Raw genomic sequence first — 26,565 nt, forward strand, 5'->3', positions numbered from 1 at the left:
GAAGCGTTCCCCCCTTGTTCCGGAATCAGCCAATGAACTCACCTTTTGTCGTACCGGTTAACCCGGACTCTGCGTGCCGGCCACCGTCCACGAAGGACTTTGTGGTTGACCGCACCTTCCGTGCCCTTGCACGCATCGGTGTGGTGCTGATACTGGCGCTGGTTTTCGCGCTGGTGTTCGAAGTAGGGCGCAAGGCACTTCCCGGCATGGAAAAGCACGGCTTTGATGTGCTGTTGGGCAGTGTCTGGGATGTGAACCAAGGCAAATACGGCATTCTGCCGGCGATTTGGGGCACGCTGTACAGTGCCTTCATCGCGTTGCTGATCGCAGGTTTCTTTGGCGTCAGCATGGCGATATTCCTGACTCAGGACTTTTTACCGGCCAAGCTGGCTGCAGTGTTTCGCACCATCGTCGAGTTGCTCGCCGCCATCCCCAGCGTCGTTTACGGCCTGTGGGGGATCTATGTGGTGATTCCGGCGATTCGCCCGCTGACGGCGTGGCTGAACAGCGAGCTTGGCTGGATCCCGTTTTTCGGCACCTCCCTGAGTGGACCGGGCCTGCTGCCGGCCGCGTTGGTACTGGCGATCATGATTCTGCCGACCATCGCCGCCGTTTCCCAGGACGCCCTCACGGGCGTGCCGATGAAAACCAAGCAAGCCGCCTACGGCATGGGCACCACCCATTGGGAAGCGATTCTCAAGGTGATGGTGCCATCCGCCGCCACCGGCATCTTCGGTTCCCTGGTGCTCGGCCTGGGCCGCGCACTGGGTGAAACCATGGCCCTGGCCATGCTGGTGGGCAACGCGAACAATATTTCCCTGTCGCTGTTTGCACCGGCCAATACCCTGGCGGCCTTGCTGGCGCTGAACTTCCCCGAAGCCGGCCCGAACGAGATCGAGGTACTGATGTACGCCGCACTGGTGCTGATGTTCATCACGCTTTTGGTGAACATCATCGGTTCGATGATCATGGTCTACGCCCAGCGGGGGACTAAACAATGACTGACCTCTCTTCCCCAATCACCGCCATGCCGAGCCTGCAGCGCCGGTTCGAAGGCCGCGCCCTGCGTAGCCTGGTGCTGACCAGCCTGGTGTGGTTCGGCGCACTGCTGGCCAGCGTGCCGCTGATTTCCGTGCTGTACATGCTGATCACCCGCGGCGGCGCTCGCCTGAGCCTGGAAGTGTTCACCGAATTGCCACCGACCGGGTTCGAGACCGGCGGTGGCTTCGGCAACGCCATGGCGGGTACGTTCGTCATGGTCGGTATCGCGGCCGCCATCGCGGTGCCGGTCGGTATCCTGGCCGCCGTGTTCCTGGCTGAGCTGGGGCCGGACAGCAAACTGGCGAACGCTTCACGCTTCGCCGCCAAGATGCTCACCGGCTTGCCGTCGATCCTGGCGGGCGTGTTTGCCTACGCTTTGGTGGTGATGACCACCGGGACCTACTCGGCGCCTGCCGGCGGCATCGCACTGGCGGTATTGATGCTGCCGATCGTGGTGCTCACGGCTGAAGAGTCGATGAAGATGGTGCCCAAGATCATGAAGGACGCCGCCTACGGCATGGGCTGCACCCGCTCGCAAGTGATCTGGAAAATCGTCCTGCCCACCGGCATGCCGGCAATCCTCACGGGCGTCATGCTCGCCGTGGCGCGCGCCGCCGGCGAAACCGCACCGCTGTTGTTCACCGCGCTGTTCAGCAACTACTGGATCTACCACGACGGCAACCTGGCGGTGATGAATCCGACGGCCTCCCTTGCCGTGTTGATTTACAACTTCTCCGGCATGCCCTTCGACAACCAGCTCGAGCTCGCCTGGGCGGCCTCGTTGGTGCTGGTAATGATCGTGCTGGTCGTGAATATCGTGAGCCGTATTTTCGGCAAGCCCAAGTACTAAGAACGGGAGCAACTGAATTTTGAACACGTCATCTGCGCAAATAGCCGCTCCGTTTATCACCCAGGCACCTGTGGTCATGGACTGCAAGCTGGACAAGATTTTCTACGGCAACTTCATGGCGGTGCGTGATAGCCATGTGCCGATCGAGAAAAACAAGATCACCGGCTTCATCGGCCCGTCCGGCTGTGGCAAATCCACCGTACTGCGTAGCCTCAACCGCATGAATGACCTGGTGAAGGGCTTTCGCTTCGAAGGCCATGTACATTTCCTCGGCCAGGACGTGTACGGCAAGGGCGTTGATCCGGTGGTCGTACGCCGTTACATCGGCATGGTGTTCCAACAGCCGAACCCGTTCTCGATGAGCATCTTCGACAACGTGGCCTTTGGCCTGCGCCTCAATCGCTACAAGGGTGACTTGGGTGACCGCGTCAAGCACGCCCTGCAGGGCGCCGCGTTGTGGGATGAGGTCAAGGACAAGCTCAAGGTCAGCGGCCTGTCGCTTTCCGGCGGCCAGCAGCAACGCCTGTGCATCGCCCGCGCCATCGCCACCGAGCCTGAGGTGTTGCTGCTCGATGAACCCTGCTCGGCGCTTGACCCGATTGCCACGCGCCGCGTAGAGGAACTGATGGTCGAGCTCAAGAAGGACTACACCATCGCGCTGGTGACCCACAACATGCAGCAGGCCATTCGCGTGGCCGATACCACCGCGTTTTTCTCGGTGGATATCTCCCAGGGCACCCGTACCGGCTATCTGGTGGAAATGGGCCCCACCGCGCAGATCTTCGAAAACCCGCGCGAACAAATGACCGGGGACTACATCAGCGGCAAGTTCAGCTGATCCGCCCATCCACCGTTTCTCAGGATTGCCAATGACTGCAACACGTCGTCTTGATTTGCTCGCGATCGAACGCGCACTGCGTAAGGTACAGGGCCGTTTTGCCCAGCTCAGCCGGGACTTTACCGAGCCACGCGACCCGCTGACAGACGAGGTGTTGCACAATGTGCTTGAAGGCTACGCCCTGATTGACGAGTATGTCGCGCGCGGAGTCGACTTGTTCGACCTGCAGCAACTGAACCTGATGCTGGAGATCAATGCCACCGTGCTCTGCGGCAAAGACCCGCAGCGCCGGCAGGAATACGCCCAGCACCTGGCCGCGACCGAAGTGCATTTTTTCAACAATGTCGAAGGTGGCATCAAGGATTTGTACAACTGGTACTGCAAGCACCACGATGAATCGGTGTGGAAGCGCGCCGCCGGGGTCTACGTGCGCGTCCTCAGCAAGCCGCAGTTGTTCATTGAAGGTAATCACCGCAGCGGTTCGCTGATCGTCAGCTACCTGCTGATGCGCGCGGGGTTGCCACCGTTTGTACTGACGCTGGACAACGCCGAGGGCTACTTCAACCCGTCCTCGGTCATACGCAACTCCGCCAAGCATGGCGTCAAGGCTTTGTACGAATTGCCCAAGATCAAGAAGAAATATGCCGCGTTCCTGGAAGATAACGCCCCTGATCCAAGGGAATTTTTCCTGGGCGACACCCCGGCACCCGTTTATCAAGGTGGCTATTGATATGCTCGGCACGCTCAAGCATGCGTTCAAGCGCCAGCGCATTCGTATCTCGTTCGATATCGATGACACGCTGGCTTGCCAGCTCCACCACAGTGCGACCGAACACAGCCGTCTGCCGGCGTGTGTGCACCGCTGGCTGGGCGAACCGCTGCGCAGCGGAACCCGCGCCTTGACCCGTGAGTTGCGGCGCCAGGGCTGCAGCGTGTGGGTCTACACCTCGTCCGGCCGCACCCCGTCCTACATCCGTCGTTGGTTGTTGTTGTACGGCATCCACGTCGACGGTGTGGTCAACAGCGTGCGGCACAACCAGGCCCTTACGGACCGTGGGCTGTCGAGCACCCCGTCGAAATTCCCGCCGGCATTCGACATCGACTTGCATGTCGATGATTCCGAGGGTGTGCAGCTTGAGGGGGTCGATCACGGGTTTCGCGTGGTGGTGGTGGACCCGCAAGACAAGCAGTGGGCGCAGCGGGTGTTGGAGGCGGTTGCACAGGTGCAGACGCAGCTTGCACGGCAGCAACCAAAGAGGCACAAGCTGCCGGTGCGCAGTTATCCGGGGCTTACGTTGAACGGCTGAAGAAGCTTGCCGTATAGGCAGGGTTAAGCAAGGGGGGCGGCTGAGGAATCAGTTGGCCCCCTTTTTTATGCTTGTTCAACTGGGTATGCCTGTTTTACCAACCTTCAGAGACTGACAATTCCCTGTAGTGAGCGGGCTTGCCCCGCGCTGGGCTGCGAAGCGGCCCCAAACCAGGCGAATTGGGTTTGTCTGAAACTGCGCGATGTCTTTATTGGGGCGGCTTCGCAGCCCAGCGCGGGCGGTGCGACGATTCGCCAAGCCCGCTCACTACAAAATGTGTAGATACCTATGTGCATCGCAGGCAAGCCAGCTCCCACAGAAAATCAGTTCGGCGCTTTTTATTTGGCCATTCGTCTAATGCCCGGCACTCTGAATGGCGTGCCGTCTCTCAAGTGTAAGCGCGGATATCCCGAGCATCAGCAAGGAGAGTCAATATGCACAGCAATGAAAACGCCCCCGTTAACGAAGCCGGGCATGATCCTGAGCGTGATGAAGACAATATCCCGTTGCCGCCGGACGACGAGGCACCTCTTGAAGAGGACATGTCCGATGTGGATGCTGCCGATTCGGTCGCGAGCGAGCATCCTGACAACTGACGGTCCTTTGTAAATCCGAAGCGCCCGCCGGCCTCATTCCGGCCGCTGCCCCACAGCGGCCGGGACGATGGATAAGCGCCGGTCGAACGGGCGTTCTCCACGTCCAGTGAATTTTTCCGAACCTTCCCGGCCGCACACCTATCAGAACTAACAAGACGGTCGCCCAATGGCACCGCGCGAGGTACGTGGCTTATCGAAATGTTCAGCGTGAGGCCGCAGTTTCAACCTGTGCACCGGCGGCACAGTCACAGCAAGGACATATCTGATGCATCAAGATAACCCGGTTGACCAAATCATCGTGATCGGCGCTTCCAGCGGCGGTTTAATGGCATTGCGCACATTGCTGGCCCAGCTGCCGAGCGATCTGCAGGCCGCGGTGTTCATCACCATGCATATCGGCGATCAACCCAGCCTGCTGCCGAGCCTGCTGGCTAAGGCGAGCTCATTGGACATCGACTTTGCCTTGTCTGGAGAAACCCCAAAGAACGGCCGGGTCTATGTGGCGCCACCGGACCAGCACCTGCTGATCAAGCGCGGCTCGCTGCAGTTGGTCCGCGGCGCCAAGGAAAATTACTCCCGCCCTGCGATTGACCCGATGTTTCGCTCCGCTGCGATCAGCTACGCAGAGGGAGCCATTGGCGTGATCCTCACCGGCGAGCTTGACGACGGCGTGGTCGGCCTCCAGGCGATCAAGGCTTACGGGGGCAGGGTGTATGTCCAGGACCCCGAGACAGCCGAAGCGCCCTCGATGCCGATGAACGCCCTGCGTCATGTGGAGGTGGACGCTTGCTTGCCGCTCGATGAGCTGGGCAGCGCCCTTGGCCGCCTGGTTCAGCAGCGCGCGCCCCAAGCGCACGCGCCCGGGGAGCCCAAGCGTATCGAGCCCTACGCGACTGAAAACGATCTGACTGAAGACCTCAGTTCAGGCGGGGCCTATGCCCTGGACGCGATAGGCAAGGTCTCGGGCGTATCGTGCCCGGAATGCGGCGGCTCGTTATGGGAGCTGGGCGCCGCACCGCCGCGCTTTCGTTGCCATACCGGCCACAGCTATACCTCGGCTGCGTTGTTTCATGGCCAGAACGGCGTGATCGAGGAAGCGCTGTGGGTGGCCATTCGCGCCATGCACGAAAAGCAGTTACTGCTCGGTCGGCAGATTCAAAGCAGCAAGGCTGTCGGGCGAACGGGCGCGGTAAAAGAGTACGAACTGGCGAGCGAAGGCCTTGAGGGCCACAAGGACACCCTGCGCGCGCTGGTAACAACGCTGCGCCCCGTGTCGTCCAGCCGCGCGGAAACGCCGAAATGAACATCGACACTGATACTCGGGAACAAGTCGCGGCGATCTTTGCCCAGCTCTTGGCGCTGCGGGAAAGCGTGACCGCGCTTGAGCGCGCGCAGGAAGAACGAGCAGGCTCACTGCGGGGTCATCAAACGGTGGACGTAGACGGCGCGTTCCGCTTGGTCTTCCAGAAGCTTCAAGACGAGATAACCCGCATGGAAGAGACGCTGGCTACCCTGGCTGAAGCCACCGGTGACGGGCCCAAGTTCTAGCCACCCTGGCAGAGTGTCCCGCCGTTCAACGTTGGTAAGCCAGCAGCCGGCGCTCAGCCAATCTGAATACGCCTACCAGCGCGCACGCCAGCACCATGTAGAGCAGGGCGGCGATGCCGTAGGCCTGGAACGTTTTGAACGTGGCCGCGTTGACATCCGCCGCGATTTTCAGGATGTCGGGCACGGTCGCGGTAAAGGCGATGGCGGTGGCGTGCAGGACGAAGATCACTTCGTTGCTGTAGGCCGGGAGTGCACGGCGCAGCATGCTGGGTATCAGCACCAGGATGAATACCTGGCTGCGGGTCATGCCCAGCGCCAGCGCGGCCTCGATTTCGCCGCGTGGGGTAGTGCGCAGCACGCCGGCTAGAATCTCGATGGTATAGGCGCAGGTGTTCAGGGCCAGTGCCAGGATCACGCAGTGCATGCCGTCCCGGAAGAACCACCACAGGCTCGGCGATTCTCGGATCAAACTCAGGCTCGCCAGGCCGCTGTAGATGATCAGCAGTTGCACGAACAGCGGCGTGCCGCGAAACACCAGGGTGTAAAGCTGCACCGGCAGTGCCAGCCAGCGATTGCCGTAGGTGCGCACCAGCGCCAGCGGTATGGCCGCGCACAAACCGAGCACGGCAGACGTCACCAATAGCCATAAGGTGACAGCCAGGCCGCTCCAGCGGTAACCGTCTGACCAGAGGAAGTTCGGCCCGAACTCTTTGAGTATCTCGATCATGACATTCTCCGCTGCGGTTCAGGGCTGTAGCGCCTTTCCAGCTGTTTGAGCAGCAGGCTTGAAAGGATCGCGAAGGCGAGGAATATCGCGGCGATCACCAGGTAGAAAAACATCTGCCTTGAGGTCGCATTGCCGGCCTGCTTGGCGACCTGGACCATGTCGTTGAGGCCCAGCAGCGAGATCAGGCCCGCGCTTTTCAACAGCACTTGCCAGATATTGCCAATGCCGGGCAATGCGAACCGCATCATCTGTGGCAGACGAATGCGCCGCAGCACTTGCCAATGGCTCATGCCATAGGCGCGCGCCGCTTCCAGCTGGCCGAACGGGATGGCCTGGAAGGCGCCGCGAAAGGTTTCGGTGCAATAGGCACCGTAGATGAAGCCCAGGGTACCAATCGCCGTGCCGTAAGGGTTCAACTGCAACGATTCACGGCCAAACGCTTCGGCGACTTGGTTGAGTCCGATCTGCGCGCTGTAATAGATCAGCAGCATCAGCACCAGGTCCGGCACACTGCGCACCAGCGTGGTGTACACCGTCGCGGCCAGCCGCAGCGGCGCCAGTGGCGAGAGTTTCGCCAGGGCGCCGAGCAGGCCCAGCAGCAAGGCCACGCAAGCGGCCCACGTGGCAACCTGCACGGTCAGCCACGCGCCCTGGAGAATCAGATAGCCATACCCTTCGAGAAACATGCTTTCAGGCTCCGCACGGGTGTTTATTTGGGCGAGATGTCAAAGTCGAAGTATTTTCTGGCGATGCGATCGTAGGTGCCGTTCTGGTGGATCCGTTCCAGCGCCTGGTTGATCTCGCCGGCCAGGGCTGTGTCGCTTTTACGCAAACCGATGCCGGTGCCCGGGCCGAAGATCTCCGGTGACTTGACCACCTCGCCGGCATAGCCGAAGCCTTTGCCCATGGGTTTCTTCAGCAGGCCTTCAGAGACGGCAATCGCATCATCGAACGCGGCATCCAACCGACCGTTGATCAAGTCCGAATAGGTCAAGTCGCTGCTTTGATACGGCACCACTTCCACGCCTTTGAGGCCCCACATCCGCTTGGCATAAACCTCGAACACGCTGCCCTGCTGTACACCGATGCGCTTGCCCCGCAAGGATTCGGCCGTCGGCTGCAACGGGCTGCCTTCAGGGGCGACCAAGCGTGCCGGGGTGTCATACAGGGTATTGGAGAAGGCGATTTCGGCTTTGCGTGCTTCAGTGATCGACAGGGCGGAGAGGATCGCGTCGAACTTCTTGCCCTTAAGGGCCGAGACCATGCCGTCGAAGGCGTTTTCCACCCAGACGCAACGGCGTTGCAACTCGCTGCACAGGCTTTCGCCCAACTCGATGTCGAAGCCGGTCAGTGATCCGTCCGGCTGCTTGGATTCGAACGGTGGGTAGGTGGGGTCGACCCCGAAACGCAAGGGTTCGCCGGCGCCCCAGGTTATCAGCGGACTGGCCGCGAGCATCAAACCGATCAGACATCTTTTCATCGACAGGGTATCCACGACAGATGGGTGGAACCGCCTCGGGCATTGGCCCGGGCAGCAGGCTTCAGCCTTGAAGGTTCAAGGCGTGTTTGAGCTGTTGGACGCGCTCGCTGTCGACGGCCTGGCCATGGCCAAAGCCGCCGGCCCAGCCGCACACGTGGCCGGCATGTTCGACGCCGCGGGAAAGGCATTCGGCAAGCGGGTGTCCGGCTTGCCAGGCGAGCAGGAACGCCGCGATAAAACCGTCGCCGGCGCCCATGCTGTCCACGAAGGCGCACGGCTGCGCGGGCTGCTCATGCACGCCTTGGGCGTCGACCGCGAGAGCGCCCAGGGCGCCACGGGTGATGACCACCGCCGCCGGCCCCCTGGCGCGCATCGCCTGCGCCAGGTCATGAGCCTCGCTTGACGACAGGTCGGGTGCCGAGAAAAAGGCAATGTCGACCTGCTGGATGAGCGCCTGCCAGTCGAACTCGACCCAGTTGTCCGAGAAGTCGAATGACAGGCGGCCACTGGCCTGGCGAATCTGCGCCAGTTGGTGCTCAAGGCCGCTATAGAGGCTGCTGTGCGCCAGCGCGAAGGTCGCGATATAGGCCAGGTCGTCAGCCTCCAGATGCAATTGGCGACACACACCCGGATCACTGCCAAGAAACACCCGTTCGCCGTTGATGCTGTCGACGCACGCCCAGCCGTTGGCGCCGTCCAGCCTGCTGCAGCGGGCCACATCGACGGCTTCCTGTTGCAGGCAATCGAGCAAATACTGGCCGTACCGATCACTGCCAACGCAGCCAAGGTAGGCGCTGCGAGCCCCCAGCCGAGCGGCGAACACCGCGACGTTGAGTGCGTTGCCACCTGGGTATTCAAGGTGTTGGTCCAGGTACACGTCCAGGGTGTTGTCGCCGACCGCGATCAGGCTGGCCATCTCAATACTCCGTTTTCCACATGTAGCGACGCGTTGTCAGTGGCTGCTGGTGCCAGACCGCGAGATGCGCGGCGATGCGTTCCACGGCGATGCCGACGATGTAGGGCGCGACGATAGCGCGGATCTCGGCGTCGATGCCCGCCATCGGGAAGTCCTTGGCGTCATAGACCATGACCCGTTCGGTGTAGCGCTGGCAGAATTGCACGACCCGCTCCATCTGCGCGCGACTGGGGTCTTCACCGACCAGCAGGAGCAGCGGGGTGGTCGCATCGATGGCTTCGAACGGGCCGTGAAAAAACTCCGCGGCTTCCACCGGCAGGCAGTGCAACCATTGGCTTTCCATGACCACGCAGACGCCGAACACATAGGCGGTGGTGAACATGGGGCCCGAGGCCAGGAAATACATGACGCGATCATCTTTGTAGAGGCGCGCCTCTTCGGTGGCCCGCGGGTCGTTATTGATCGCGGCATCGGCGAGGGCTTGTGGCAATGCCTTGAGTGAGCGGGTGAGCTTGGCCAGCAGCGGCCAGCCTTCGCGTTTGGCCAGGATCCCGCCGATCAAGGCCTGCAGCGTCATGAAGCAACCGAAATAGGCTTCGTCGGTACGTCCCAGCAGGAAGCAATGCTGGACGGCCTGGGCCAGGGGCAATTCGGCGGTCTGGGTCACGCCTACGGTGAGACAAGGTTTGTCCTGCAGAAAGCGTGCGGCGGCGATGGTTTCCTGGGTCGTTCCGGATTTGGACGCCAGGACCACCAGGGTGCGCTCGTCCAGGCGCGGCGGATCGATGTCCATGAAGTCGGCCGGGAAATAACGGCGCACTTCCAGGGTGTGGCTGTAGCGTTCAAGCCAGTACTGCAGGCCGAGCATGATGCGGTTGGGAGCGCCGCAACTGACGAAATAGATGCGGTCGATCCGCGTTGCCAGCTCCTGGCCATACGCTTGGGCGTCGTCGACGATATGCACGGATTGCTGCAAGGAAGCGATAAATGCATCCCGGTTGAACTGGGTCGCCATGTGAGCTCCTGGGGGCTTGTTGCGGTTCATGATCTCTATTTAGACCAAAAGCTATACCATGAAAAATACCATTACAAGGCTTATTCCCCGTGGTCTAATCGGCGTATCGCATCGTTTTCGCAATGTTTCTTGAGGCGATTTTGTCGCTGGTGTTACCCCTGCCGCGTTTACGGGCGATTGATGGGGTTTGCGATAACCCTGGCAGTGCCGAAAAAATAATCCAGGATGTAGACCATGAAAGTAACCCCTCCAAAATCTTCCGACGTTGCCCTGCTGGCGCCCGAACGCAAGCAGGTGGCCTGGCAGGCCGTGCAGGCTTTGCTGGAAATGCTGGAGCGCCCGGAGTTCGGGCCGACCGAGCGGATCCCGGCGGAGCGGGACCTCGCCGAGCACCTGGGGATCAGCCGGATGACGCTGCGCAAGGCCCTGCAAACGCTGGTCGATCGCGGCATCCTGGAGCGTCGGGGCAACCGTGGCACCTTTGTCACGGCCCCAGGTGTCGAGCGACCGCTCAATACCGTGGCGCGCAAAGGCATTGCCGAAGTGGTCGAACAGGCGGGTGCGCGGCCGGGAAGTAAATTGCTCTACTTCGAGCAGACCCAGGCCAGCGCGCGCGTCGCCAGGTTGCTGAAGATCCAGGAAGGTGATGCGTTGCTGACTATCCGGCGCCTGCGCACCGTGGATCAAAAACCGTTCTGCATCGAGACCAGCTACATTCCCGCCGCCCGCGCACCCGACCTGGTGGCGGCGGACCTGATCGAAGGGGCCTCGCTGTATGCGTTGTTGCTGGCGCGCTACCAGATCGAAATAGACAGCGACGAGGGCACGCTGGGCGTCGCCACGATGAACGACCAGGAAGCGCGCCTGCTTGACGTCGAGCCCGGAACGGCAGCGCTGGTCTATCGCGGCGTGATCTTTGATCGCCAGGGCCAGCCGGTCGAATACCTCGTCTCGGTCAACCACCCTCAGCGCGTGATTTTCAAATTGGCGGACAGTCGGGTCAGTAGCTTCAATAACGACGGTCCGTAAGCTCCGCTACCCCGCTACCCCGCAACCCACCAACCCTGGCCCCTTCACCCTAATACTGAGGCACAGACCAGACCGAAAGCTCCTTGAGCTTTATTTCCGTGGAAATATCGAACTCGGTTTGAAGCAACTGCGCCGCATCGTCCGTGATGCTGGCCGAGCACTGCAGGCCCAGCACAAAACCGTTCGCTCTCGCGCCGGCCTTGACCGCCATGATCATCGACCCGGACTTTTGAATCTCCGCCATGATTTTGTCCGCCTGGCGACTAATCGAAACGGGAAGCTGTTTTTTGAAATCGACCATTTTTTACTCCAAACACACACAGGGCATTACTGGCTTAACGCCATTATCCGGAGCTGCATGCTCTCTGATCTAGGAGATTCATGGAAGGTGGCTGCGTTCAAAAAATAAGGATCCCATCCCGCTCAACGTTGCAAGAGTGCATCATTACTCGACGGTACAGATCCAGAGATGGTTGTGTCGATAGGGCGCACGGGTGAAATGGACATCTGAAACCAGTTTCATGCCCCGCTCTTGCAGTGCTTCGGTCAGTTGTACGAGTGTCTCTGCCTGGATAGTCATTGCTGTCACCTCGTCAGATTTACCGCGTTCATAATTCTTGACCGGGCGGGCAACTGGCTAATTCAAAATTTCTACGGGGACGATTGATGCACGGTGCTTTCGACTCCGACATTGGATTTAGAGTGTGGGGGCTGTTTCAACGCTCAATGCCCCGGCAGCGGGTAGTGCTTGATGCGGCAAGGGTAGTCCTTGCCGTCGCCCTTACAGGTGCCATCCAGGTACCGGTAATCAACGCGCACCACTTGCCCTTTTTTTGGCCAGGTCCGGCGTGGAAGCACAGCCTGGTAGTCCGCAGTTTCCGGCATAAACAGGATAGTCGCGCCTTGTTCCGGGCAGATCACAGTGGCCGTCTTTGCGCTTACTTTCAGGATCTCGGCCTGCAACTGTGGAAATGGTTTTGTCACGGTATCGGTAATACGCAACTCCGTCCTGCAGATTTGCCACGATGACGCCAGGACGGGTTGGCAGAACATTGAAAGCATTACCGTAAACAGCAGGTAGCAGGGTGCCTGAGTTTTCATTATTGGCGTTGCTCTTCGATCAATGTGTTAGAGGGGAGGCAATGCCAAGTGGCGGGAGAGTGGCGGATACCATCACCTGCATCTTCGGCTGCTTAACGCTGTTGACCAGATGTCTTGATCGCATCGCAGGCAATGTGCACCTTGTTCTTCCTGAAGATGCACAGTGAAACCGCAATTCACGCAGCAATAGAGCGCAGAAGTCGGTGCTGTCTTGAACTCTGGGCGGTGCTCCACCGGAAGGACGGATAACCCAGGCCGAAGGTCTTGCTCGTCATAGAAATAAAGGCTGATATCGCCGTCAGTCTCCACTAACCCCAACCTCACCTGGCCCAAGTGTTCAACGCCTTGTTGCCGCAATTCCATCAGCAGTTCGCTCGCTGAGATGTTCAGCTTTTCCAGCGACTTGAGCTCGTATTGGCCTTCGCTGATAACCGTCACAGGCAAACCATCAATCCACGCTTCAAATGTCTTGCTCTTCGTCATGATCAGCACGGTAGTGCGATAAAGGAGCAGCAGCGTTAGAAAAACCATGGCAACCGGCAACAGCGGAACGTCGTGGTAGAACGACACATCCCCGGCAGCGGAGCCCAGCGTCAGGATAACGACGAGCTCAAAGAGTGATAGCTGCCTTATGCCACGCCTGCCGCTTGATTTTAAGAATAGAAAAACAGCAAAAAAGGCAAAGGTGGCTCGCAAGCCAACCTCTAACAAAAACGACAGAGGGAACTCATCTATCAACATCCGCTGTAGATCGAAGGGTGACATCATTGCCTCTGTCAATTTAGAGCAATCGGCCCGAAAGAACGCCTGACTGCGTGAAGCAGAATGGTCGCCAGTGCTTTGGCGTCGACCAGGACATCCGGGTCATCCTTGTCGATGGCTTCAGCAGGCATACTCGCTACGTTAGCATCGTTCGGGTCTTGAACGAGGTTCAAACCACCCAGCGCCCCAATGGCAATCGCTCCGTGCGCTCCATCAGCCCCATTGCCCGACAGGATCACGCTGATCACTCGGGGGCCGAAGACGTCAGCAGCGGTCTGAAACAGACGGTCGACTGCTGGCCGGCTGAAATTCACTTTCGGCCCGTCACTTAAACAAACCAGGCCAGAAGCCGAAACCTCAAGGTGTTTGTCGGGCGGAGCCAGGTAGACACGGCCAGGCAGGATAGCGTCGCCCTGTTCGCCATAAGCGACCGGCATGGATGAGGATTGCTGAAGAATGGTCGCCATCATCTTTGGGCTTGAAGAGTGCGTATGCAAAACGATCAAAATTGCCGCAGGGAATTGCGCTGGCAGACCACCGAGTATTTCTTTCAATGGTTCAATACTTCCCTCTGACCCGCCGATAACAATGATGTCTCTGTGCTGGACACTATTGTCTGACATCATTTTCTCTCCTGCTTGGGGGCTTATCGGTAGTCTTTGGCACGAGGTGTAGCGATCAAGAAAGGGACCGGTTGATGCCATGCCACCGAGTTTAGCGTTTCAGTCCCGGACGTCTACCGTGTGCGCGTGATTTATAGTCGGGCAGCAAGCAGGCTTGGTCTTGAGAGCCAACGATTCACTCTATGAAAGGGCAAACCTATTAACTCATTTCCTGGTTCAGGTTTAGCAGCATTCTTCCTTGATCAACACCTTCAAGTTGCAATCAGCGCTCATTTGCGGCGTATCCGGGGCGCCACGCCGGTCAGGTGTTCGCGCATGCATGCCCAGGCTTTGTGAAGGCTGTTGCGCAGGGACACGGCATCAAGCGTCATGATACGCAACGCAACCCCGCAATCGTTGGGCAAAGCGCTGATACCCAGATAGCTGCCGGGGTGAGCGGGCAGGGCATGGCGCAAGGCCGCTTTCAGCGCTTGCACAGGCAAGCCTTGACCCACGAGCATAAATGTCGCCAGGGTCTGGTAGGCATCACTGACCCCCGGTAATTGGCGCAGCAGGTCTTGCCCGTTCAGCGCCAGGCGATCGCCGGCCAGTAACTGGCCCGCGGGGCTGCGCACTTGCAGGTCGGCGCGGTAGAAATCGAAGAGGCCGGTACTGTCTTGAGGCGTGTGCAGGCAGAACGCGTCGCACAGCATCACCCTGGCGCCCGCGTGCAGATTCACCCTCACCTGGCTGTGCAGTTTCGCTTGGGGAAACAGGATCGTCGCCATCGGCAGGTACTCCAGCAATGCCCCTCGCTCTGCGGTCAGGCTGACGCTCTGGCGTGCCGATTGCTCGAGCATGCTGTGGGCTACGGTCGCCGCGCCAGTGCTGACATGGACTTGGCTGTCCGGCCCGGCATGCAGGTCCATCTGTAAATCCTGCCCTGCGAAAATCCCGCCCGAGCACGACTGCACATACACGGCGGCCATGCCTTTCGGATCGTCCGGCAGCTTCAGGGTACGGCCCAGATGAAAGGGATAGCCCACGCGCTGCTCGCTGATATAACTGACGCCGGACGGCGCTTTGCTGAAGGCAATCCGGGCCTGCGCCTGCGGCGCGCTCATGGTCGATCAAACAACACGGCGCGGCTGATGGCTTCGACTACCGCGTCAACCCCATCACCCGTCGCACAGTTGGTGAACAGCACCGGCCGACCGTTGCGGGCTTCGGCTGATTCGCGACGCATGCGCGGCAGATCAACGCCCACATAGGGTGCCAGATCGTATTTGTTGACCACCAGCAGATCACAGCTCAACACCCCAGGCCCTCGTTTGCGCGGGATGTCATCGCCGCCCGCGACATCAATGACAAAGATCCAGTAATCCACCAGGTCCAACGAGAACGTCGAGGCCAGGTTATCGCCGCCGGACTCGATCAGCATCAGGTCCAGGTTGGCGAATCGCGCTTCCAGTTCGTCGGCCATTTGCAGGTTCAGCGTCGGATCTTCGCGGATCGCCGTGTGCGGGCAGGCGCCGGTTTCCACCGCCAGCACCCGTTGCGGGTCGATCAGGCCGCTGCGCTGCACCCGCTCGGCGTCCTCACGGGTCGCCAGGTCGTTGGTGATGATGGCCAGCTCGGTGCCGCGCGCGATGAAGCGCGGGATCAGTTGCTCCAGCAGGCGCGTCTTGCCCGAACCGACCGGGCCGCCGATGCCGACTCGCGCAGCGCCGGGGTGGGCTTGCGGCTGCGGTACGGCAATGAATGCAGTGCTCATATCAGGTTCCTTGTATAGGCGGTGATCAGCGCAGCATGTAACGCTGGGCCAAGGGCACTTCGCTGACCGGCTCGCAGGTCAGGCGCTCACCGTCGGCGTACACATCGAAGGTCTGTGGGTCGACGCGAATGTCTGGGCAGGCGTCGTTGTGCAGCATGTCGGACTTGCGCAGCGTGCGGGTGCCGAAGGCCGGCAACAGGGTTTTTTTCAGGCCCAGCTTCTCGGCGGTATTGGCCTCTACCGCGAGGCGGTTGACGAAGTTCACCGACAGCGCCTGTTTGGCTTCGCCAAAGGCACCCCATTGCGGGCGCATGAGCAGAGGTTCGCAGGTGTACAGCGACGCTGCCGAGTCGCCCATCACGCCGTGCACGATAAAGCCGCCCTTGACCACCAGCTCCGGCTTGATGCCGAAAAAGGCAGGGCGCCACAGCACCAGGTCGGCGAGCTTGCCCGGCTCCAGCGAGCCGATGTAACTGTCGATCCCGAACACCCGCGCAGCATTGATCGTGTACTTGGCGATGTAACGCTTGATGCGTTCGTTGTCGCCCGATGCGGTTTTTTCTTCCGGTAGGCGGCCGCGTTGATCTTTCATCTTCGAGGCCAGTTGCCAAGTGCGGCAGATCACCTCGTTGATGCGCCCCATGCCCTGGCTGTCGGAGCCCAGGATCGAAATTGCCCCGGTATCGTGCAGGATGTCTTCGGCGGCGATCGTCTGCGGACGTACTCTGGATTCCGCGAACGCCACGTCTTCCGGCACGTCCGGATTGAGGTGATGGCAGACCATGATCATGTCCAGGTGTTCGTCGAAGGTGTTGACGGTGTACGGATTGGTCGGGTTGGTCGAGGAGGGGATGCAGTTGGATTTTCCCGCCACGCTGATGATATCCGGGGCGTGACCGCCGCCTGCACCTTCGGTGTGGTACATGTGAATCGTGCGGTCGCCGATGGCGGCCAGCGTGTCCTCCAGAAAGCCCGATTCATTCAGCGTGTCGGTGTGCAGTTGTACCTGGAAGTCGTATTCATCGGCCACCTTGAGGCAAGTATCGATCACGGCGGGCATTGCGCCCCAATCCTCGTGGATCTTCAAACCCAGGCAACCACCGCGCAGTTGGCCGAGCAGCGATTGCGGCTTGCTGGAATTGCCTCTGCCGAGAAAGCCGAAATTGATTGGCCAGGCCTCAGCGGCTTGCAGCATCTTGCCGACGTTCCATTCGCCGCCGCAGTCGATGCCCACGGTAATCGGCCCGAGCGAGCCGCCGATCAGCGTCGTCAGGCCCGCCGCCAGCGCGTGGTCGCAGAGTTGCGCGGAGTCGAAATGCACGTGCACGTCGATCCCGCCGGGCGTGACGATCAGGCCTTCAGCGTCGCGCACGGTGGTTGCGACGCCACAGATCAACTGCGGATGGACACCGTCCATGACCTGCGGATTACCGGCCTTGCCGATGGCCACGATCTTGCCGTCCTTGATGCCGATGTCGCCTTTGACGATGCCGACCACCGGGTCGATGATCAGCGCGTTGCAGATCAGCATGTCCAGCGCGCCGTCTGCGCTGTCATGCCCCGGCATCAGGCCCATGCCGTCGCGCAGGCTCTTGCCGCCGCCGTGCAGGCATTCATCGCCGGGTACCGCGTGGTCGAATTCCACCTCGGCCAGCAGCGAAGTATCCCCCAGGCGCACGGCGTCGCCGGTGGTGGGGCCGTACATCGCGGCGTATTCCTTACGGGTCATCGTTGCCATGGGTCACGCCCCCTTGAACTGTTGCGCGCGTGCTCGATCGAGCGCGATGGCTTTGCAGGCCGGATCGTGCAGGTTGCCATTGGTCAAACCGCTGAAACCGTGGATGTCACCCGTGCCGCCGAACTGCACCAGTTGCACTTCGCGCAGCTCCCCGGGCTCAAAACGCACGGCGGTACCGGCGGGAATGTCCAGGTGCATGCCGAAGGCGGCGGCGCGGGGGAAATCCAGCGCCTTGTTGACTTCGAAAAAGTGGTAGTGGCTGCCGATCTGCACCGGCCGGTCGCCGGTATTGACGGCCCGTACGGTGGTGGTGGGGCGACCGCTGTTGAGCTGTATATCGCCCTGCGGCGAGATGATTTCGCCAGGCGTCGGCATGACGGCCAGCGGCAACTGGCCGGGGCGAATCGGCTGATGCACTGTGACCAGTTTGGTGCCGTCGGGGAACGTACCTTCCACTTGGAGCACCGGCAGCAGATCGGCCACGCCGGGCATGACATCGTCAGTGTTGAGGAGCGTCGAGCCGAAACCGATCAACTCGGCCACGCTGCGACCCTCACGGGCGCCTTCGAGTATTTCATCGGCAATCAGCGCCGAGGCTTCCGGAAAATTCAGGCGCAGCCCTTTGGCGCGGCGCTTGCGCGAGAGTTCGGCGGCGGTGTACAGCGTCAGCCGCTCAAGTTCGGTGGGCGTCAGCAGCATGTTCAAGCTCCTGTGTTGGCGGCAGGCGTTTGGTGCCTGCCACTTCAATTGGCGAAAAGACGCAGGTCCTGGGTTTCGTGACGCATCACGGCGATCTCGGCCATGGGCGTGAAGCCGCTGGCGTCGTCGACGGCAAGCGGAGCCTGGGCCAGCAGTTGCAGCAGCAAGGGCTGGATGCCAGTGAGCACCCGCTGCGCATCCACATGCCCCATCACGCCCAGGCGCACAGCGGCGCTGACCAGTGCGGTGCTTAACCCATGGGCGGCAGCGAGTTGGCAGTGATCGAGTTGCATGCCGAGTCGTTTCCACAGCAACCCTTGCAGCACCGGTAGATGCCCCGGCGTTGCCCGGGCGAGTACCTGTTGCTGGTAAGCGGCGGCGCCGGGAGTGCCGAGCGCGACATGCACGCCCAGCAACGATTGGCCAACCCGACGTGAGCCCTGGCGCAGTTCCTCTGCCAGGGTCAGGGCCTCGATGTGACTGTCCAGGTCCATCAGGGTGGCGAGGTCAGCCGCTGCGTGCCAGGCGGCGCATAAAAACACCCGGTCAAAACTGTTCCAGCGATGGCGCAATTGACCTTCGACGAAGGCCCGCACCTGAACGCTGCGATCATGCTGCAGGCCGCGCTGACGGCGCCTGACAGGGGCGGGGGCGGCCATCGTGTCGTTCTGCCCCAGGCGTGCATCGGCCACCAGCGTTTCCAGCCCCCATGACCAGGCGACCGCACCGCCGGGGAAAAAACTGTCAGCCTGTTGCAGCGCCAACAGGCTGCTGCGCAACTCGGCCGTTACGGCGCTCACAGGCGCCGCACCCGGCCGTCCGCGAGCATCGGCGCCAGGCGCTCGAGGTAATCGGCCTGCGGGCCATTCAGCGGGATCCGTAACGTCGCGCCTGCAAAGCGCACGGCCCAGTGCATGTTGCCGGCGAAATACCCCAACTCCAGGGCTGCGGCGGCGTCCCTCGGTTGCAGGTCGAGAAACTGCACGTCCTGCATTTGCACAACGATGGCGCGGTGACCGTCGAGCATCAGCACCGAGCCGTTACGCAGTTGCTCGTGGCGTTCCAGCCGGATCGCACAGTCGGTGCCGCGATCACTGGCCAGGCGCAGCCGATGACGTTGAATATCGCTGGCCGACAGGCTGAGGGTTTCGACCTGGCCTGCGTGGCTGAGGTCATGTAAACGATCGGCGAGGGCAGGGTCGCTGGCCTGCCCCAGAATGCGGTCAAGGATCAACATGGCGGGTGCTCCCAGGTCCGGTTTCAGATGGTCAGGTAGCGCAGGATGCGCTCGCGGTCCACGGTTTCGCGGACCTCGCTGTGGACGAACTCGCCTTTTTCGATGATCAGGTAGCGGTCGGCCACCGCCATCGCAAACGACAGCACCTGTTCGGAGACGATCAGCGAAAAACCCCGTTCTTTTTTCAGCAGGTTCAGGGCTCGGGCGATGTCCTTGATGATCGACGGCTGAATGCCCTCGGTCGGCTCATCCAGGATCAGCACCTTGGGGTTGGACACCAGCGCGCGGGCAATCGCCAGCTGCTGTTGCTGGCCGCCGGAGAGGTTGCCGCCCTTGCGTCGGCGCATCTCGAACAGCACCGGGAAGTACTCGTAGATGTAGTCGGGAATCGGCGCGGCGGGGGCGCCCTGCATGCCTGTGAGGATGTTTTCCTCCACCGTCAGGTATGGAAAGATCATCCGCCCCTGCGGCACGAAGCCCACCCCGGCGGCGACCCGCTCATAGCTCTTGCTGGCGCCGAGTTCCCGGCCCGCCAGCGTGATGCTGCCGCTGCGCGCCGGCAGCATGCCCACCAGGCTTCGGAGCAGGGTGGTCTTGCCCATGCCGTTGCGACCCATGATCGCCAGGGATTCGGCCGGTGCGAGGGTCAGGTCGAGGTTGCGCAGCACATGGCTGTCGCCGTAGTACACGTTCAGGTTATTGACGGTCAGCATGCTCAGTGCCCCAGGTAGACGTCGATGACGCGAGGATCGTTTTGCACCTGATCCATCGAGCCGTAGGCCAGGGTCTTGCCCTGGTGCAGGACGGTGACTTTGTCAGCCACCGACTTCACGAACTCCATGTCGTGCTCGATGATCACCATGGCGCGGCCCTTGGCGATACGCTTGAGCAGGCCCGCGGTCTTTTCCCGCTCGCCTGCACTCATGCCCGCCACTGGCTCATCCAGCAGCAACAGTTCCGGGCGCTGCATCAGCAGCATGCCGATCTCCAGCCACTGCTTTTGGCCGTGGGACAACAGCCCGGCTTTGCGCCCCAGCTGGTCCTGCAGGAAAATCATCTCGGCGGTCTGCTCGATCTCTGCCTGCAGGGTCGGGTCTTTGCGGGCGAACAGGCAGTTGAAAATGCCGCGTTTGCCAGGCGATGAGATGTCGAGGTTCTCGCGTACGGTGAGGTCTTCGTACACCGAAGGGTTCTGGAACTTGCGCCCGACGCCCGCACGGGTGATCTGGTACTCGATCATGTTGGCCAGTTGCAGGTCCTTGAAACGGATACTGCCGGCGCTCGGGCGGGTTTTGCCGCAGATCATGTCAAGCAGGGTGGTCTTGCCTGCGCCGTTAGGGCCGATCACCACGTGCACCTGGTTTTCTTCGACATAGAAATTAAGGTTGTCTACCGCCTTGAATCCGTCGAACGACACCGTGAGGTCTTCGACACTCAGCAACAGGGCGCTCATGACTGCACCTCCTGTTTGCCGTGGCCAAGGCGTTGCAGTAAACCGGCCAGCCCGGTCGGCAAGAACAGCACCACGCCCATGAACAGGAAGCCGATGAAGTACTGCCAGAAATTGACGAAATTTTCCGACAGGTAGGTTTTGGCCACGCCAATCAGCAACGTGCCGTACACCGCGCCCACCAACGACAGACGCCCGCCGAGGGCTGCGTAAATGACGATCTCGGTTGACGGGATGATGCCCACCAGCGACGGCGACGCCAGGCCCACCTGCAGGGTGAACATCACCCCGCCGAGCGCCGAGATCAGCGCCGCCACGGCAAAGATGAACGCTTTGAACAGCGCCGTGTTGTAGCCGGAAAACCGTACGCGGTCTTCACGGTCACGGATCGCCACCACCACCTTGCCCAGCCGGCTGCGCAGGATGAACCCGCACAACGCCACGCAGCCCAGCAGCAACAGGCTGGTGATCAGGTACAGGATCCAGGGCGTTTGAGGCGTTTGCAGGCTCAGGCCAAAGGCGGTCTTGAAGTCGGTCAGGCCGTTGACCCCGCCGGTGTAGCCTTGCTGGCCGATGATCATGATCGACATGATCGCCGCCAACGACAGGGTGATGATCGAGAAATACACGCCGCCCACGCGTTTCTTGAAATACGCGTAGCTGAACACAAAGGCGAGCAATGCCGGGAGAATGAGGATCGCGGCAAAGGTGAATGTGGCGGACTCGAAGGGCTTCCACCACCAGGGCAGCGCGTCGACGCTGTTCCAGATCATGAAGTCCGGCAACGCCGAGCCGTAGAACGCGGCAAGCGCGCTCGCCGCTTCGTCGGTCGCCGTGGCTTCAAGTTTCAAGTACATCGCCATCATGTAGCTGCCAAGGCCAAAGAAGATGCCCTGGCCCAGGCTGAGTATCCCGCCGTACCCCCAGATCATCACCATGCCCACGGCGCAGAACGCCAGGCTCAGGTATTTGCCGGCCAGGCCCAGGCGAAAGTCGCCCAGGCTCAAGGGCAATATCACCAGCAACAGCAGCGACAGCCAGATCAGGCTGTGGCGCTCGAGCAGCGGCAGCAACCCGTCGCGCAGCCGGCGCGTGGTCGACGCCTGGGTGCTGGAGCGGGTGAGGGGCGTCTCAGTCATATCGTTCATCTCAGCGTCTCACTTTCGCGGCGAACAAGCCGTTGGGGCGGAAGAACAGCAGTACGATCACCACCAGCAGCGTGATGGCCTTGGCCATGGACCCGGTGGTGAGGTATTCCAGCGAAATCTGCGTCTGGCCGATGGCGAAGGCCGACAGAAAGGTGCCCAGCAAACTCTCCACGCCGCCAAACACCACGACGATGAAGGTGTCGACCAGGTACTGCTGGCCGCTGACCGGGCCGGTCGAGGCGAGCATGGTGAACGAGCTGCCGGCGATCCCGGCCAGCCCGCAGCCCAGGGCAAACGTGACCGCATCGACACGGGCGGTGTTGATGCCGGCCGCCCCGGCCATGGCGCGGTTCTGGGTGACCGCGCGAATGCGCAAGCCCCACCGGCTGCGGTACAAAAACAGGAATACGGCGCCGGCGATAACCAGTGTCAGGCCGATGATGAAGATCCGATTGAGCGGCAGTTCCAGGCCTTCGCTGATCTTCCATGCGCCCTGCAGCCATTGCACCGTGGGCACGCTGACTTCCTTGGGCCCGAACACCTGGCGGAACACCTGTTGCAGCACCAGCGACAGGCCCCAGGTCGCCAGAAGCGTGTCGAGCGGGCGGTTGTACATGAAACGAATAAAGCAGCGCTCAAGCAGGAAACCAAACGCGAAGGTCACGACGAAGGCCACGCCGATGCCGATCACGAAATACCAGCCCATGTAGTCGGGGAAGTAGCGCGCAAACACCACGGACGTGACGTATGTCATGTACGACCCCATCGCCATCAACTCGCCATGGGCCATGTTGATCACGCCCATCAGGCCAAACACGATGGTCAGCCCCAGGGCCATCAGCACCAGCACCGAGAACAGCGAGAACCCGCTGAAGACCTGCATTACCAAAATATCGAAAGTCATTGCGTCGCTACCTGTCGCTGCACGTTGGCGGACCGCGTGGGCGGGAGAGGGCGCGAGTCAGACCGCGCCCGACCCTGCGTCACAGTTTCGGGAAAGGGTTGGGCTCGATGGGCGCCGACTCGTAGATCACGTCGACCTGACCCTGGGCGTTGATGGTGCCGATGCGCGCGCGCTTCCACAGGTGGTGGTTGTCCTTGTGGACCTTGACCTCGCCTTCAGGCGCGTCGAGGGTCAGCTCCGACGACGCCGCGATCACGGCCGGGACGTCGAAACTGCCGGCTTTTTCCACGGCTTTCTTCCACAGGTACACGGCGGTGTAGGCGGCAGCCATCGGGTCGCCGACCACGCGTTTCTCGCCATAGCGGGCCTTGAAGGCGGCGACGAACTTCTCGTTGACCGGGTTTTTCAGGCTCTGGAAGTAGCTCATGCACGTGAGAAAGCCGGTGAGGTTTTCGGCGCCGATGCCAGTGACTTCTTCCTCGGTGACGGCCAGCGCCATCAGCGTCTGGTTGCTGCTATCGATGCCGGCGGCCTTGAGCTGTTTGTAGAACGCCACGTTTGAGCCACCGACGATGGTCGACAGCACGATGTCGGGCTTGGCGGCCTTGATTTTGTTGATCACCGAGGAGAACTCGATGTTGCCCAGGGGCAGGTAGTCCTCACCCACGATGGATCCGCCCTGCTTGGTCACCGACGCGCGCGCCAGCTTGTTGGTGGTGCGCGGCCAGATGTAGTCAGAGCCCACCAGGTAGACGCTCTTGCCTTTGTTGGCCATCAGCCAGCTGACCGCTGCCAGGGTTTGCTGCGACGCTTCGGCGCCGGTGTAGATGATGGCGGGGGATTTTTCCAGGCCTTCATAGAACGTCGGGTAATACAGCAACGCCTTGTTGCGTTCGAACACCGGCAACACCGCTTTACGCGACGCCGAGGTGTAGGCGCCGAACGTGGCCACAACGTGATCGTTCTCCAACAGCTTGCGCGCCTTCTCGGCAAAGGTCGGCCAATCGCTGGCGCCGTCCTCGACGATGGGTTCGACGGTCTTGCCGAGCACGCCACCGCTGGCGTTGATTTCGTCGATGGCGAGTTTTTCCGCATCCACCACCGAGGCCTCGCTCATGGCCATGGTGCCGGTCAGCGAATGGATGATGCCGACCTTCACGGTGTCGGCCGCCTGCACCTGACTGACCAGGGAAAACGGCAGCAGGCTGAAGGCGCCCAGCAACAGGGCATGCTTGATCAAACGGCGTTTGTCGTTATGCATTCACTTCTCTCCAGGAATAAAAAAAGCCCGACATCCCGGCTAAACCAATAGTCGGGAAATCAGGCTTCTTGTGCCGAATCTGGCGGGACAGCTGTGTCCGATCCAGTCGTACGCGAGGGGCTTCCCTACTTGCCAAGGGGGCGTAGGGCAAACAGCTGGCGCGATGTCTCAGGAGAGTTATAGCAAGGGCAGTGCCAATTGCGGCCAGGGGAGTTTTGCGGGCAATTGAAGGGGCGCGCGAGTGACTCCTGCATCTATTGCCGGGTAGTGGTGGCCTGCGCCGCTTTGGCGCGACCGCACCCTGAATGCACCAATACCGTGAGCGTGTCGGTGGCATGGCGTGGTTCCAGGGCAAGGGTTTAACCCGGCCGGCCTCACGCGTGCAGGTCGCCCATTGCGTGTGGCCCACTATCTGCATGAGCGAGAGGCAACACCCTCGCAGGGTTCCTTGCCACACGCCCATCCTCGGCAGGTGTGGAAGGCCCCTCGCAATGACTGGCCCTGACAGCGTTGTCGCGCCAGCCCCAGGCACAACCCGCCTGAGAGCAGCCGTTGCGTTACACGGCGCCTCGCTCAATCATTTTTCGCACAGGCCTCCAGACCTCCCTCCACGAGCGGGTGTCTTTTCTCACGTTGAACAAGGTTCATAGGCATGGTTGACCAGTCGATCCGCATAGGCGGTCTGTTTTCCGATACCGGTGTCACGGCGGCTGCCGAGGGCTCGACGATGCGCGGCGCGCAGTTCGCCATTGCGCAGATCAATGCGGCAGGCGGGGTCGAGGGGCGCCCACTGCAGTTGATCACCCGCAATCCCGATTCGACGCCTGCGCTGTACGCCATGCACATCGAATCGCTGATCCGCGAAGAACACCTGCGGTTTTTCTTTGGTTGCTACACCTCGGCTGCACGCAAGGCGGCGCTGCCGATTGTCGAGCGCTATGACGCCCTGTTGCTGTACCCGGTGTATTACGAAGGTTTCGAATATTCGCGCAACATCATCTACACCGGCGCCACGCCGAATCACAATGCCTTGCCGCTGGGCAATTACATGCTGGACAACTTCGGCAATCGCGTGTTGATGATCGGCTCCGAATACGTCTACCCATACGAAACCAATCGCTTGATGAGCGACCTGTTGTACGAGCGTGGCGGCACCAAGCTGGGCGAGTATTACCTGCCGCTGAAAAACGCGCGTCCGGAAGATTTCGCCAAGTTGATGGTCAAGGCCAAGGAGCTCAAGCCCTCGTTTATTTTCTCGACGGTCGTCGGCGAAACCATGGGGCATCTGTACCAGGCCTATGCCGACGCAGGCTTTGACCCGTCGGTAATGCCGATTGCCAGCCTGACGACCAGCGAAACCGACATTCAGCAAATGGGTGTGCACCTGGGGGCGGGGCATATTTCGGCGGCTACGTATTTTCAGTCGGTGGACACGCCGACCAACCGCCAATGCATCGCCCAATACCGCGAGCTGTTTGGTCAACATCAGGTCACTGACCGTTGCTGGGAGGCGGCGTACTTCCAGGTGCATTTGCTGGCCAAGGCGATCGTTCGCGCCGGCAGCACTCAGGTGGAGGATGTACTGCAGGCCATGCGCGGGCTGGAATTCGAAGCGCCACAAGGACGCATTCGGGTCGATGCCAACAATCACCACACGTACCTGTTTTCGCGGATCGGCCGGGCCAATGTCGAGGGCCAATTCGACATTCTTTACCAGAGCCAGGCTGCACTCAAGCCCGACCCTTATGCCATTGCCCCCAATTTCAATGAATGGTCCGGCTCGGTGGGGAGACGTCCATGACCTTGCGTGCCGCCAAGAAACGCCTGCGCAACGACAGTGCAACAGGCATCAAGGACCTGCGCGACGTCAGCGTATTGGTGATGCACCCGGATGACGAGGATGGACGCAACCTGATCGAGCAGTTGCAGCGCATCGGCTGCCAGGTGCGTGTGCAATGGCCGATTCCGGAGCGCTTGAGCGCCGAGGCGGACGTGATCGTGCTGGCGGTGTCGCCGGAAAGCCTGTCGACCAATACGCCATGGCTGCTGCACGCCAGCACGCCGCCGATCATTCCGGTGATTGCCTATGAGAACCCGATCATCGTCGAGGCATTGGTGCAATTGAACGCCTGTGCTGTGATTCCTTCGCCAGTGAAGTCGTTCGGCTTGCTGACCGCTTTGGCGATCACGCTCAGCCAGTCCCGCAAGGCCCGCGAACGGGAAAGGCACGTCAAGCGCCTGGAAGGGCGCATGGCGGTCATGCGCACCGTGCAGCAGGCGAAAATAATCCTCATCGAGACCAAGGGCATGTCGGAGACCGATGCCTACAACGCCTTGCGGGACCAGGCCATGGCCAAACGCGAACCGGTGGAGAAAATCGCCGAGGCGCTGGTCAAGGCCCACGAGTTGTTCCGACAAGCCTGTTCCTGAACAGTCTTTGAGCATCAAGCGTGTGAGGGCTTGATCCTCTTCTGCGTGGACGTTTGCCATACGCCTCCCTTGGCAGGTATGGATCACCGCGTGGCGACCGGCGTGGACAATG

Annotated in this window: 31 protein-coding genes; 11 read left to right on the forward strand and 20 right to left on the reverse strand. The window is 61.0% G+C overall.

All coding sequences use genetic code 11. From position 1 onward, the window contains the following. Positions 1-32 precede the first annotated feature (32 nt). From pstC to BLL36_RS23215, 8 genes are all read left to right on the forward strand, one after another. On the forward strand, positions 33-1,001 hold the full coding sequence (pstC, locus tag BLL36_RS23185) for a phosphate ABC transporter permease subunit PstC (RefSeq protein WP_057725518.1): 969 nt from the start codon (positions 33-35) through the stop codon (positions 999-1,001). Beyond that, positions 998-1,891 carry a phosphate ABC transporter permease PstA gene (pstA, locus tag BLL36_RS23190; protein WP_076953925.1) on the forward strand — a complete coding sequence of 298 codons (894 nt, stop codon included), beginning with the start codon at positions 998-1,000 and terminating at the stop codon, positions 1,889-1,891. Before pstC ends, pstA begins: the two co-directional genes overlap by 4 nt. A 76-nt stretch (positions 1,892-1,967) precedes the next feature. Beyond that, positions 1,968-2,729, forward strand: coding sequence for a phosphate ABC transporter ATP-binding protein PstB (gene pstB / locus BLL36_RS23195; protein WP_010210300.1), 762 nt, complete (start codon positions 1,968-1,970; stop codon positions 2,727-2,729). Positions 2,730-2,760: 31 nt separating this feature from the next. Next, a complete protein-coding gene (locus BLL36_RS23200) occupies positions 2,761-3,459 on the forward strand; it encodes a hypothetical protein (protein ID WP_076953929.1) in 699 nt (232 codons plus the stop codon). Between the two features lies 1 nt (position 3,460). Next, entirely contained in the window at positions 3,461-4,036 is a 576-nt protein-coding gene (locus BLL36_RS23205; protein WP_076953931.1) for a hypothetical protein, read from the forward strand. 434 nt (positions 4,037-4,470) lie between these two features. Further along, the gene (locus BLL36_RS31100) at positions 4,471-4,632 is read left to right on the forward strand and encodes a hypothetical protein (protein ID WP_157697311.1); all 162 of its coding nucleotides are present in this window, start codon (positions 4,471-4,473) and stop codon (positions 4,630-4,632) included. A gap of 265 nt (positions 4,633-4,897) precedes the next feature. Next, positions 4,898-5,935 (forward strand): chemotaxis protein CheB, encoded by a 1,038-nt coding sequence (locus BLL36_RS23210; protein ID WP_076953932.1) that lies wholly within the window; start codon positions 4,898-4,900, stop codon positions 5,933-5,935. Next, positions 5,932-6,180 carry a hypothetical protein gene (locus tag BLL36_RS23215; RefSeq protein ID WP_076953933.1) on the forward strand — a complete coding sequence of 83 codons (249 nt, stop codon included), beginning with the start codon at positions 5,932-5,934 and terminating at the stop codon, positions 6,178-6,180. Before BLL36_RS23210 ends, BLL36_RS23215 begins: the two co-directional genes overlap by 4 nt. Before the next feature lie 25 nt (positions 6,181-6,205). On the opposite strand, the gene hisM is transcribed toward BLL36_RS23215, so the two are convergent. The 5 genes from hisM to BLL36_RS23240 all read right to left on the reverse strand — a co-directional run bounded on the left by hisM (position 6,206) and on the right by BLL36_RS23240 (position 10,318). After that, positions 6,206-6,907, reverse strand: coding sequence for a histidine ABC transporter permease HisM (gene hisM / locus BLL36_RS23220; protein WP_076953935.1), 702 nt, complete (start codon positions 6,905-6,907; stop codon positions 6,206-6,208). Beyond that, positions 6,904-7,593 carry an ABC transporter permease gene (locus BLL36_RS23225; protein ID WP_076953937.1) on the reverse strand — a complete coding sequence of 230 codons (690 nt, stop codon included), beginning with the start codon at positions 7,591-7,593 and terminating at the stop codon, positions 6,904-6,906. Before BLL36_RS23225 ends, hisM begins: the two co-directional genes overlap by 4 nt. 23 nt (positions 7,594-7,616) lie before the next feature. Beyond that, complete coding sequence (locus BLL36_RS23230; RefSeq protein ID WP_076953938.1) at positions 7,617-8,387, reverse strand: ABC transporter substrate-binding protein; 771 nt, start codon at positions 8,385-8,387, stop codon at positions 7,617-7,619. Positions 8,388-8,448: 61 nt separating this feature from the next. Then, positions 8,449-9,303: a PfkB family carbohydrate kinase gene (locus BLL36_RS23235; protein WP_076953940.1), complete on the reverse strand. Its 855-nt coding sequence runs from the start codon at positions 9,301-9,303 to the stop codon at positions 8,449-8,451. A gap of 1 nt (position 9,304) precedes the next feature. Then, a complete protein-coding gene (locus BLL36_RS23240) occupies positions 9,305-10,318 on the reverse strand; it encodes an SIS domain-containing protein (protein ID WP_076953942.1) in 1,014 nt (337 codons plus the stop codon). Between the two features lie 234 nt (positions 10,319-10,552). On the opposite strand from BLL36_RS23240, the gene BLL36_RS23245 reads away from it, so the two are divergent. Continuing rightward, on the forward strand, positions 10,553-11,347 hold the full coding sequence (locus BLL36_RS23245; protein WP_076953944.1) for a GntR family transcriptional regulator: 795 nt from the start codon (positions 10,553-10,555) through the stop codon (positions 11,345-11,347). Positions 11,348-11,396: 49 nt separating this feature from the next. Here BLL36_RS23245 and BLL36_RS23250 read toward each other — a convergent pair whose 3' ends face one another. The 15 genes from BLL36_RS23250 to urtA all read right to left on the reverse strand — a co-directional run bounded on the left by BLL36_RS23250 (position 11,397) and on the right by urtA (position 24,023). Beyond that, positions 11,397-11,648 (reverse strand): hypothetical protein, encoded by a 252-nt coding sequence (locus BLL36_RS23250; protein ID WP_076953946.1) that lies wholly within the window; start codon positions 11,646-11,648, stop codon positions 11,397-11,399. 422 nt (positions 11,649-12,070) lie between these two features. Continuing rightward, positions 12,071-12,448 carry a hypothetical protein gene (locus tag BLL36_RS23255; protein ID WP_083735319.1) on the reverse strand — a complete coding sequence of 126 codons (378 nt, stop codon included), beginning with the start codon at positions 12,446-12,448 and terminating at the stop codon, positions 12,071-12,073. A 72-nt stretch (positions 12,449-12,520) separates the two neighbouring features. Continuing rightward, positions 12,521-13,213 carry a DUF421 domain-containing protein gene (locus tag BLL36_RS23260; RefSeq protein WP_076954065.1) on the reverse strand — a complete coding sequence of 231 codons (693 nt, stop codon included), beginning with the start codon at positions 13,211-13,213 and terminating at the stop codon, positions 12,521-12,523. A gap of 11 nt (positions 13,214-13,224) precedes the next feature. Beyond that, positions 13,225-13,833 (reverse strand): chemotaxis protein CheB, encoded by a 609-nt coding sequence (locus BLL36_RS23265; protein WP_165448109.1) that lies wholly within the window; start codon positions 13,831-13,833, stop codon positions 13,225-13,227. Positions 13,834-14,102: 269 nt separating this feature from the next. Next, on the reverse strand, positions 14,103-14,936 hold the full coding sequence (locus tag BLL36_RS23270; RefSeq protein ID WP_076953950.1) for an urease accessory protein UreD: 834 nt from the start codon (positions 14,934-14,936) through the stop codon (positions 14,103-14,105). Beyond that, complete coding sequence (ureG, locus tag BLL36_RS23275; protein WP_076953952.1) at positions 14,933-15,586, reverse strand: urease accessory protein UreG; 654 nt, start codon at positions 15,584-15,586, stop codon at positions 14,933-14,935. Before ureG ends, BLL36_RS23270 begins: the two co-directional genes overlap by 4 nt. 25 nt (positions 15,587-15,611) lie before the next feature. Beyond that, positions 15,612-17,324: an urease subunit alpha gene (gene ureC, locus BLL36_RS23280; protein WP_076953954.1), complete on the reverse strand. Its 1,713-nt coding sequence runs from the start codon at positions 17,322-17,324 to the stop codon at positions 15,612-15,614. Between the two features lie 3 nt (positions 17,325-17,327). Further along, on the reverse strand, positions 17,328-18,023 hold the full coding sequence (locus BLL36_RS23285) for an urease subunit beta (protein ID WP_076953956.1): 696 nt from the start codon (positions 18,021-18,023) through the stop codon (positions 17,328-17,330). A 44-nt stretch (positions 18,024-18,067) separates the two neighbouring features. After that, positions 18,068-18,823: an urease accessory protein UreF gene (locus tag BLL36_RS23290; RefSeq protein ID WP_231998978.1), complete on the reverse strand. Its 756-nt coding sequence runs from the start codon at positions 18,821-18,823 to the stop codon at positions 18,068-18,070. Further along, complete coding sequence (gene ureE, locus BLL36_RS23295) at positions 18,820-19,260, reverse strand: urease accessory protein UreE (protein ID WP_076953958.1); 441 nt, start codon at positions 19,258-19,260, stop codon at positions 18,820-18,822. The genes BLL36_RS23290 and ureE overlap by 4 nt, the downstream gene beginning before the upstream one ends. Before the next feature lie 23 nt (positions 19,261-19,283). After that, positions 19,284-19,973: an urea ABC transporter ATP-binding subunit UrtE gene (urtE, locus tag BLL36_RS23300; RefSeq protein WP_076953959.1), complete on the reverse strand. Its 690-nt coding sequence runs from the start codon at positions 19,971-19,973 to the stop codon at positions 19,284-19,286. A gap of 2 nt (positions 19,974-19,975) precedes the next feature. After that, positions 19,976-20,713 (reverse strand): urea ABC transporter ATP-binding protein UrtD, encoded by a 738-nt coding sequence (gene urtD / locus BLL36_RS23305; protein ID WP_076953960.1) that lies wholly within the window; start codon positions 20,711-20,713, stop codon positions 19,976-19,978. Further along, a complete protein-coding gene (gene urtC / locus BLL36_RS23310; RefSeq protein ID WP_076953961.1) occupies positions 20,710-21,858 on the reverse strand; it encodes an urea ABC transporter permease subunit UrtC in 1,149 nt (382 codons plus the stop codon). The genes urtD and urtC overlap by 4 nt, the downstream gene beginning before the upstream one ends. Before the next feature lies 1 nt (position 21,859). Further along, positions 21,860-22,762, reverse strand: a complete 903-nt coding sequence (gene urtB, locus BLL36_RS23315; protein ID WP_027603389.1) for an urea ABC transporter permease subunit UrtB — start codon at positions 22,760-22,762, stop codon at positions 21,860-21,862. A gap of 79 nt (positions 22,763-22,841) precedes the next feature. Then, positions 22,842-24,023 (reverse strand): urea ABC transporter substrate-binding protein, encoded by a 1,182-nt coding sequence (gene urtA, locus BLL36_RS23320; RefSeq protein ID WP_076953962.1) that lies wholly within the window; start codon positions 24,021-24,023, stop codon positions 22,842-22,844. A 652-nt stretch (positions 24,024-24,675) separates the two neighbouring features. Here urtA and BLL36_RS23325 point away from each other — a divergent pair. Further along, positions 24,676-25,824: a transporter substrate-binding domain-containing protein gene (locus BLL36_RS23325; protein WP_076953963.1), complete on the forward strand. Its 1,149-nt coding sequence runs from the start codon at positions 24,676-24,678 to the stop codon at positions 25,822-25,824. Then, entirely contained in the window at positions 25,821-26,453 is a 633-nt protein-coding gene (locus BLL36_RS23330) for an ANTAR domain-containing response regulator (RefSeq protein ID WP_076953964.1), read from the forward strand. The genes BLL36_RS23325 and BLL36_RS23330 overlap by 4 nt, the downstream gene beginning before the upstream one ends. Positions 26,454-26,565 lie beyond the last annotated feature (112 nt).

Source organism: Pseudomonas cedrina subsp. cedrina, assembly GCF_001983175.1.
GTDB lineage: Bacteria > Pseudomonadota > Gammaproteobacteria > Pseudomonadales > Pseudomonadaceae > Aquipseudomonas > Aquipseudomonas cedrina.